Source organism: Mycoplasma marinum (assembly GCF_004335975.1).
Classification (GTDB): Bacteria; Bacillota_I; Bacilli_A; order Mycoplasmatales; family Metamycoplasmataceae; genus Mycoplasma_K; species Mycoplasma_K marinum.
The window spans coordinates 1-5023 of record NZ_PSZO01000032.1; the positions used below are offsets into that span (position 1 = coordinate 1).

Annotated in this window: 3 protein-coding genes; all 3 read left to right on the top strand. The window is 27.2% G+C overall.

Annotation, left to right across the window (positions count from 1 at the left end):
- Positions 1-596: 596 nt before the first annotated feature.
- The 3 genes from C4B24_RS04395 (at position 597) to C4B24_RS04405 (ending at position 4895) form a co-directional block, all read left to right on the top strand.
- The gene (locus C4B24_RS04395; protein WP_131599563.1) at positions 597-1679 is read left to right on the top strand and encodes an ABC transporter ATP-binding protein; all 1083 of its coding nucleotides are present in this window, start codon (positions 597-599) and stop codon (positions 1677-1679) included.
- Complete coding sequence (locus tag C4B24_RS04400; protein ID WP_131599564.1) at positions 1679-3067, top strand: ABC transporter permease; 1389 nt, start codon at positions 1679-1681, stop codon at positions 3065-3067. Before C4B24_RS04395 ends, C4B24_RS04400 begins: the two co-directional genes overlap by 1 nt.
- Positions 3068-3182: 115 nt before the next feature.
- Entirely contained in the window at positions 3183-4895 is a 1713-nt protein-coding gene (locus C4B24_RS04405; protein ID WP_131599565.1) for a hypothetical protein, read from the top strand.
- Positions 4896-5023 lie beyond the last annotated feature (128 nt).

A 5023-nucleotide genomic window follows, 5' to 3' on the forward strand; every position in this document is an offset into this window, starting at 1 on the left:
TTCTTCTTGAAATGTTTTGTCTTTTTTGTTTTTCATAATAAAAACTCCTTTATTGTAATTTTACAACATAGGAGTTACACAAAATTTAATACATTACCTCTATGACAATAACTTTTTCTTCTTATACATCTATTTTTAATAACACTTTAAAGCAGGTAATGCTAAAAAAGCTAAATTCATATCTTATATTAGAGTTGATTGTAAAACATATTTTATACATTGAAATTGTATTATTTTTTTGCTTTTATATGGCGCCATATTTTTTTATGTCTTCATTGATTTTTGATATTAATAAATATTCAAAAGACTGCAATGATTCGCTGTTATATGTAGATTAGTTATTTGATTTAAACCACTGTCAATAACAATATTTCTAGTTATTAATATTTTCAATTGTTTTAAATATTTTATTTTAATTGTATTTATTTAGGTGCGTAACTTTCAATAAAATAATATTAAAGTAGCATTAATTACTATACCTTTAACTTTCTGGGTAAATATAAATCTTTCTAAGTTTTTCATGCAATTAGTGAATTTACTAATAATTGAAAACTTAGCAAAATAGGGTTTTTAATTTAAAATGTTATAATACTTTCATGAATATCAAGAAAAGAAATGAATTAAAGAAAAAAAATAATGATTTCTCAATTTGTCAAGACGAACTTATTTTAAAGATACAAGATCTTAAAAAGAAAATACTTAGTGTTGATAAGGACATGGGAGAGATCGACAAAAAGATGACTAAGTTAAAAGCTAAGAAAGATGTGGATGGAGATAAAAATTTTAAAGAATTAAAAACCAAAAAGACAAATACTAAAAGAAAAATAACTATCTTGAATAAGGAATTAGACAAACTTAAAAAAGATAGGAAAGAAGTTCCAATTTTAAAATTAGAGAATATCAAAAGATCATACGGAGAAGTACAAGCTCTTAAAGGTATTTCTTTCGAGATTAAAAGTGGCGAAAGAGTTGGTCTTATCGGTGGTAATGGTGCTGGTAAAACAACAGTTTCAGAAATTATTATGGGTCTTAATAAAGGGGATGAAGGAAAAATAACTTATGGTTTTGAATATAAAAATGTTCCTCAAGAATCAATGGGAATGCAATTTCAAGATTCAAATTATCCTTCTGGTTTAACGGTTAAAGATATTATAATGTTTGCTCGTAATGTACACCACTTAGATATGACAACTGAGCAGCTTAAAAAATTACTTGATATTTTTCAAATGGGAGAATTCTATAATAAGAATTCAAGATCACTTTCAGGGGGGCAAAGACAAAAATTAAATATTCTACTTTCCGTTTTACATAAACCTAAAATTGTAATTATGGATGAACTTTCAACTGGACTAGATATTTCAGCAAGAGAGGAAATCATTAAATTTACAGATGAACTGCTATCAGCTAATAATATGTCAGCAATTGTTATTTCTCACCACACAGAGGAAATAACTAAAATATGTGATCGTGTAATCGTATTTGATAGAGGAACAATTGTTGCTCAAGGTCTTATCAAAGATATTGAAAAAGAATATGGATCACTTGATAATTTCATGCGTAAACATATTGAATTTGGTAATCAAAATAATAAGACTTCTTCTGATTTTAAAATAGATAAAAGCAACAAAAAGAAAAAAGAAAAAAAGAGAAAATTAAAATTATTGGGAGGTGGTAAATAATGAGAGCAACTCTTAAATTATTAAATTCATACTTCTGAAAAACAATTTATGGTCCAATCTTAGTATTTATATTTCCATCTATATTACTTGTAATATTAGGCGGTATTATGCGTACTGAATATGTATTGCCAGGTATTATTTCACTTGTAACAATGTTCATTGCTGTTCAAGTTATGCCTCTTGGTATTATGGAATTAAAAAATTCAACACTATTTAAATATATTGGTTCTACTCCAGTGAACCCACGGAGATTTGCAACTGCTGTAATTATTTATTATGTTGCGATGATTGTGGGTGCAATTATAGCTATTTTGATTGTTGGTATGGCTGCATTTTATAATAAAGTGTTCCCAAGTGGACATGTAAAATGAGGTCTTTATTCAGGTCTTACATCAGCTAAAGGTTTTTGATCTTTTATAGCAGCTAATGGTATTCACATTATTATGTCGTTAGGTATCGGTTTAGTTATTGCTACATTTGCAAAAACTCCACAACAAGCTTTAACCACTTCTTTAATAATTGTTCTTCCTTCTATGTTTTTATCTGGTATGGTTCTAACATTTGATATTGTTGCAGAATCAAAAATAATGCAATGATTGTCAAGATTAGTTATTTTTAGATATACAACAGGTAACATTGTTATAGCTACCACACCACTTAGCCATTTAGGTTCTGCTCTTGAACACATTAATAGCAAAGAGCAACTAGCATTAATTTTCAAAAATGAACCAGGAAATGCTGTTCTTGATAATTCCAAAATAATTAATGGAGTTAGATACTTTAGAGTAGACGCTAATTTCTCACTTCAATATGGTGATTTCTTTGAAAATTTAACTAAATTAAAAGGTTTTGATACTGAAGTTACTCTTAAAAATGCAAGTGGTGGACCAGCAACTGCGAATAGTGCATGATATATTAATATCCATGATTTACAGATAATCCAAAAATTCCTTACAAAAAATATTTCTAATGGTAAAGAATATAAGGATGCGCTTGAAAATATGAATAAGCTATTTTTCGTAGGTAATGATCCAACTTTATTTAGATTAATTTTTACAGACCAATCATTTATATCTTCAGGAAATAATATCTTTAACTTTACAGAGAGTTGAGGAATTAGAAAGATCCCTGATATCGATAAGGTTAGAGACTTTATAACTCAATACTTCCAAGGAGATGATAAAACTGGTGGAGACCCAACAAGGTTTGCATCAATTTATAGTGATTATATAGCTAAAAATGATTACACATGATTAGATATGTTCCTATTACAAAATATTAAATTATTTAGTATAACAGAAAGGATTCTAAACATTGTTTTACCTGCAATAGTATTCTCAGGAAGTGTTTGATTTATAAGCAAAAAATTTAGTTGATCATCAAGATAGTTTTATAAAAAGATTAATTAAAGTGTATTTGATTAAAAAAGTATTATTTGTTAAAATAAAGCATAGTGCTTTTTTATTTGCACTTTAAAAACAAGATATTATAAAGGAGCTTTAAATGAAATTAAACAGAAAACAAATATCTCTTGGTGCATTAGCTGCAGTCACAGTGATTGCAGTACCAATAGCAACAGTTATTTCTTGCGGTTCAAAAGATGAAAAAAGTGGCGATTTAAATCAAATTGTAAATAACAATGATGGAGACAAAACTAATGGAGACGGACTAGTTCAATTCAGATCTGATAAAGAAGTTGATAAATATGTTAATGGAATCAATTTAATGGAATCAATTGGAAATCCTTTTTCACTTTTTGATAGCAATGCAAAGACAACGTCATTCAACTATCCACAATTAAATCTTTTTGGTGCACGAAAAAATAATGAAAATATCAAAAATAACAAATGAAAAGTTGTTGGAAAATATAGAATTTATTGAGATTCAAGAAGTGCTTATAAAGATTCAAAAGGTTGAAAACCAGAGGAATTATATGCGGTTAAAACAAAAGCGGAATTTGAAAATACTTTAATTAAAGTTAACCAAAATATTAAATCAAAAATAGATAAATTGCCAGAACTACATAAAAGAACATTAGTTTTTGCAAATTCTGATTTTGTAAGTGGTGATAAGGACAAAAATGATAAAGAATATAAGATTATCAAGAATGATAAAAAATACTTTGATTTAATTATTTATGATACATTAACAGGTGATAAACTTTCACCAGATATGGAAAAATCTATTGATTCATTTGTTAAAAAATCTAATGTTCAAGCCAATTCTTGAAACGATTGAACAAAACTAGATGCAAAAATGAAAACACCCCTTAATGCTGATGGTTCAAAAGCTAAACCAGAAGATTTATTAACAAGATCTTATATAAGAAATCAACAAACCGGAATAAAAAATGGAGGAATGAATAACGAGTCGATTTGGATATCTTCTAACTTATTTAATGGAACAATCACTGAAAAACCAAATAATGAAAAAGAATTTAATGCTAAAGAATTTGACGAATATGTAAAAGAAATTAAAACAATAAAAAACGTTCACCTTACAACTGAAATATATACAGATTTAAGTAAAAATTCTTTAAGATCAAGAGTTACTTTTTCTGAAGGTGGATCAATGGATAGTTGAAAAGTTGGTTCTCTTGGAGTAGATTTTGATGGTTTTGAAAATGATAATACTGGAACAGTTTTTACAATAAATCCTACAACAATTAATTTTAATAAAGCAGATGAATATTTCATAGGCACTAAAATAAATTCAATTTTTAATAATGATGAAAAATTAACACAATTAATTCTGGACCAGTTGGAAATGATTATTTATGGTACAGCAGGTGAAAATGTAAGTGGTAATATTTCAATTATGAAAGGTGCTTTACCTGGATTAAGTAATTTGTTAACTGAATCAACTCCTCTTGTTGAAAAAATAGAAAATTTCAAAGTAAAATACGGAACATTGAATTCTTCTTCAAAAAAAGCCTTGGAACAAATAATTAAAAAAACATTACCTCCAATAAAAGCTAAGATGAATAATCAAGAAAATTATGGAAAATTCTTGAATTCACTTACAAATTTTGAAAACTCAACACAAAATATATTGGATTTAAATTGATCACCAAAAGCTAAAATGGAAGTGGGAAAAACATTAGTTATGAGTATAATAGGACATTCAAGTTATGACTTTAGAACTCAACCATTCTTATACTTTGCAGTTAAAGTGCTTGCAGATTTTGCACCCGAACTTATTTCAAACTGATCATAATTAACAATAATTAAATGCTTGCTTTTAGCATATATTAGGATAAAAAATTAAGACACACTCAAAGTGTTGGACATCATGCGAGAATATTCGTATGGTGTTTTATTATCCAAACATCTTTGAACTCTAAT